Raw genomic sequence first — 3,968 nt, forward strand, 5'->3', positions numbered from 1 at the left:
GATCAGCACCGCCCTGGCGGAGCGGGCCGCGCGCGAGTACGGCGAACGGGGCCTGCGGGTGCGCGCGGCAGGGGGCAGACTGCGGTGGGTAGGCGGTGCCGGCGCGCCTCGCCGCAGCCGGCGGGCGGTGAACCTGCCGGCGCGGGTGAGCGTGGTCGGGAGCGTGACGCATGAGGATCGGATTCATCGGCCTGGGCGGGATGGGCGCGGCGATGGCCCGCAACCTGGTCGCCGCGGGCCACACGGTGCTGGTCTGGAACCGCTCCCCCGGGCCCGTCGACGAGCTGGCCGCGGCCGGCGCCGTCCCCGCGAGCATCGAGGAGGCGTTCGCGACCGGGACCGTGCTGAGCATGCTGGCCGACGACCACGCCGTGACCGAACGCCTGCTCGACCCCGCGGCGCCCGCCGGCGCCCTGCACGTGAACATGGCGACGATCAGCACCGCCCTGGCGGAGCGGGCCGCGCGCGAGTACGGCGAACGGGGCCTGCGCTACCTCGCCGCGCCGGTGTTCGGCCGGACGGAGGCCGCCGCCGCGGGCAACCTCACCGTTGTGACCGCCGGCGACCCGGCGGCGATCGCCGAGGTGCAGCCGCTGTTCGACGTCCTCGGCCGGCGCACCTGGACCGTCGGCGAGACACCGGCGTACGCCAACCTAGTCAAGATCCTCGGCAACTACCTGATCGCCTGTTCCATCGAGGCGATGGCCGAGGCGACGACCGTGATCGAGGCGGGCGGACTGGACCCGGCCCTGTTCATCGAGGTGGTGACCGACAACCTGTTCACCGGCCCGATCTTCGCCGGCTACGGCGGCATGATCGGGGCGAGGAACTACGAGCCGGTCAACTTCCGCCTGCCGCTCGGGTTCAAGGACGTCCAGCTGGCGTTGGCCGCGGGCCAGGAACGCAACGTTCCCCTGCCCTTCGGTGGCGTGCTGCGGGACGCGTTCATCGATGCGCTCGCGCACGGCCAGGGAGAACAGGACTGGGCGGCGGTGGCCGAGACCGCCCGCCGCCGCGCCGGACTCGTCTGAGACGGCTCGCGCGGCCCCGGTCGCCACGCACGAGCCCAGAAGCCGTCGCAGGATGCGGTGTGGCAGCTCGCGGGGTCGCAAGCTGAACGGCGACGAGTCCACCCGGTCGGCCCGCGCAAGGCCGGGTGCGCACTCGCACCCGCCGTCCGCGGCCCGTCCGGCCCACCCGGACGCTGGGCGCAGAGCAGGAACTGACAATGAGCGCAGCACCGTCCCGCCGTCCCGCCCCGGCCTCATGACCAGGGCCGCCACCTTCGCGGCCCTGCTGGTGACCCTGTTCGCGGCACATCAGCTCGCCGATCACGTGCTGGGCCAGACCGATACCCAGGCCCGGTTGAAGACGACCCCGGGCCCAGCCGGTTGGGCGGCGCTGGGACGACATCTGGCCGCCTACCACGCGGTCGTCGTGGTGATGGTGGCGGTGGCGGTGGTGGGGCTCGACCTGCGGCTGTCCGCGTCAGGGGCCAGCGCCGGGCTGCTGATCTCGGTGCTCACCCACGCGTTGTGGGACCGTCGGACCGCCGTGCGCTGGCTGCTGACCAGGACGGGTGGCGGGAACTTCGCCAAGCTCGCCAGGAACGGGATGAACGGCATGTACCTGGCCGACCAGTCCCTGCACGCGGCGTCGCTGTGGTTGGCGGCGCTGGTCGCGACCCTGCTCTGAACCTGCCGAGGGCCCGCGGGGGCGCTCGGTCGCTCCTAACTGCTCGGCGCCGCGCCGCCGGATCCGTCCGACCCACTCGACCCGCTCACGACGCCTGGCCCGCTCACAACGCCTGATCCGTGGTCGGAGCCGCCTGCCATGCTCCAGGACACCTTGTCAACGCTGCCGGGCACGGACCATCGATCGTCGTCGGCGCCATCGCGACCGGCGTAGTCCCACGACGACGACCATTCTTCCGCGGTGGGTTCGGCGGCGAGGTCGGCGCCCGGCCAGTCGAACCCGCTACGGGCGAAGCCAAACGAGCCGCCGGCGGAGTGTGCGGACGCCGACCGCTCGGCGGCCCCGGGAGTCGGGACGAACGCCGAGCCGACAACATGCGGGATCACGAGCCAGGCAGTGATGTTTACCCCCACGACGACGAGGATGATGACGACCGGGACCAGGTAGCTGTACGCGGGTGGGAGCACGAGCGCCAGGGTGACCAGCCCTCCCACCAGGAGGGCGATCCCCGCGGCGACCGCGGCGAGGAACCGTGCCATAGGCATGTTCCTATCGCCATCGAGGCTGCGACGACCTCGATCGACGCCAACCCGACAAGCCTGGGGGGCGGTTTGACGGTGATCATCCCGCTTGCTCCGTCCGTCCTCGGGCGACGGCCGCACCGCAGCGGTGAGGGGACGGCACCCGATCAGGGCCGCCGGTGCGCGGTGACGCCTCGGCATCTCCCGCTGGCTTTCGATGACCCGCCCGGTCCACATCGGCGGTAATTACAGCATCTCGTCATCATATGGGCACGAAGAGAACGAGGAAACCACTATCGATCCAAAAACGTGGACGGATCGTGTCCATTCGGCGCGGCGCCCTGGATCGGCCCCTGCATCGCGAGGCAGCCGGGCGAGGACGCTCCGAGGCCGATGACCGGACTGCACAGTCGCTGGCCCGACGGTGCCGGCCGGAACATCACCATGGATGCTCCGACCGGACGCCGCCGAGCTCAGAGGATGCGACTGGGGCATCGCGGTTCGGGGACGGATGGGAACGACCCGGACACCTCAGCCGCGTCTTTAACCTACCTGCTCGATAGCTTGTAGTCACTGATCGATTACAGGCAGTTCTAGCGTACACCCCGTTTGAGGTCCCTGTACCCGTATGCCGCCGACAGTCGGGCACCTTTCGTTGCGGGACGACGATCGGGCCACACCAGATCATTCCCGGCCCGACCGGCCGAAAATCGAAAATTTCCCGGGGCCGCGGGGCCGCCCGGGGGATGTCGACCCCGCCACACATCGTCCGGGCCCAGCGCACTGGGGCCGTCGCCTGGGTAGCAACGACGTATGACACGCGGCGAAGCCACTCGATCCGCCGGACAGATCGCTACGAAGTGCGACTCGTGCATGCTGTCCCGTATTGGACAAAGGTTTCGTGATGACACCCACAGGGTGAGCATCGGGATTCCGGCTTAGTCTGATCGCTCATGAGCGGCGCGCCGGTCGGGGTGTTCGACAGCGGAGTAGGCGGTCTCACGGTGGCCCGCGCCATTTTGGACCAGCTTCCACATGAGCCGTTGGTCTATCTCGGCGACACCGAACGGGCACCCTACGGACCACGCCCGATCGCCGAGGTACGCCGATACGCCCTCGAGTGTCTTGATCGCCTTGTCGACGAGGGGGTGAAGTTGCTTGTGATCGCCTGCAACACGGCCAGCGCCGCGTGCCTGCGCGATGCCCGGGAACGCTACAGCGTGCCGGTCGTCGAAGTGATCATGCCGGCTACCAGGCGTGCGGTGGCGGCCACCCGCAGCGGCCGGGTGGGCGTCATCGGCACGATCGCCACGATCGGCAGCCGCGCCTACGACGATGCCTTCACCGCCGCCGCGGGCGTCGACCTGACCGGCATCGCCTGCCCCGCGTTCGTGGATTTCGTCGAACGGGGCATCACCTCCGGGCGCCAGCTACTCGGGCTGACCGAGGCATACCTCGCACCGTTGCAGGAAGCTGACGTTGACACGGTAATACTCGGATGCACCCATTACCCACTGCTGACCGGGGTGATCAGCCTCGTGATGGGAGAGGGCGTGACGCTGGTGAGCAGTGCCGAGGAGACGGCGAAGGACACCTACCGGGTGCTCGCGCGCGACCGACTGTTCCGGGATCCGGAGCTACCACCGCCCAGTCATCGTTTCCTGACCACGGGTAACCCAACGCTGTTCACCCGGGTGGGGCGCAGGTTCCTCGGGCCCGAGCTTGTCCAGGTCTCGGCCGTGACGTCCGGGG

The 3,968-nt window shown here is 69.9% G+C and carries 4 protein-coding genes; 3 read left to right on the plus strand and 1 reads right to left on the minus strand.

Annotated elements, in window-relative coordinates; translation table 11 throughout:
- Positions 1-170: 170 nt before the first annotated feature.
- Entirely contained in the window at positions 171-1,031 is an 861-nt protein-coding gene (locus NBZ85_RS28635) for an NAD(P)-dependent oxidoreductase (RefSeq protein WP_261560377.1), read from the plus strand.
- Between the two features lie 235 nt (positions 1,032-1,266).
- Positions 1,267-1,695: a DUF3307 domain-containing protein gene (locus tag NBZ85_RS28640; RefSeq protein ID WP_261560376.1), complete on the plus strand. Its 429-nt coding sequence runs from the start codon at positions 1,267-1,269 to the stop codon at positions 1,693-1,695.
- A gap of 35 nt (positions 1,696-1,730) precedes the next feature.
- Here NBZ85_RS28640 and NBZ85_RS28645 read toward each other — a convergent pair whose 3' ends face one another.
- Positions 1,731-2,240, minus strand: a complete 510-nt coding sequence (locus NBZ85_RS28645; RefSeq protein ID WP_261560375.1) for a hypothetical protein — start codon at positions 2,238-2,240, stop codon at positions 1,731-1,733.
- A 929-nt stretch (positions 2,241-3,169) separates the two neighbouring features.
- On the opposite strand from NBZ85_RS28645, the gene murI reads away from it, so the two are divergent.
- A partial coding sequence (gene murI / locus NBZ85_RS28650) for a glutamate racemase (RefSeq protein ID WP_261563062.1) occupies positions 3,170-3,968 on the plus strand: 799 nt, incomplete at its 3' end.

Origin of the sequence: Frankia tisae (assembly GCF_025403405.1) — a bacterium.
GTDB classification, from domain to species: Bacteria; Actinomycetota; Actinomycetes; order Frankiales; family Frankiaceae; genus Frankia; species Frankia tisai.

Bases quoted from the DNA above. Each gene is read 5' to 3' on its own strand.
- NBZ85_RS28640 (WP_261560376.1), top strand. From the start codon at position 1,267: ATGACCAGGGCCGCCACCTTCGCGGCCCTGCTGGTGACCCTGTTCGCG.
- NBZ85_RS28645 (WP_261560375.1), bottom strand. From the start codon at position 2,240: ATGCCTATGGCACGGTTCCTCGCCGCGGTCGCCGCGGGGATCGCCCTC.
- NBZ85_RS28635 (WP_261560377.1), top strand. From the start codon at position 171: ATGAGGATCGGATTCATCGGCCTGGGCGGGATGGGCGCGGCGATGGCC.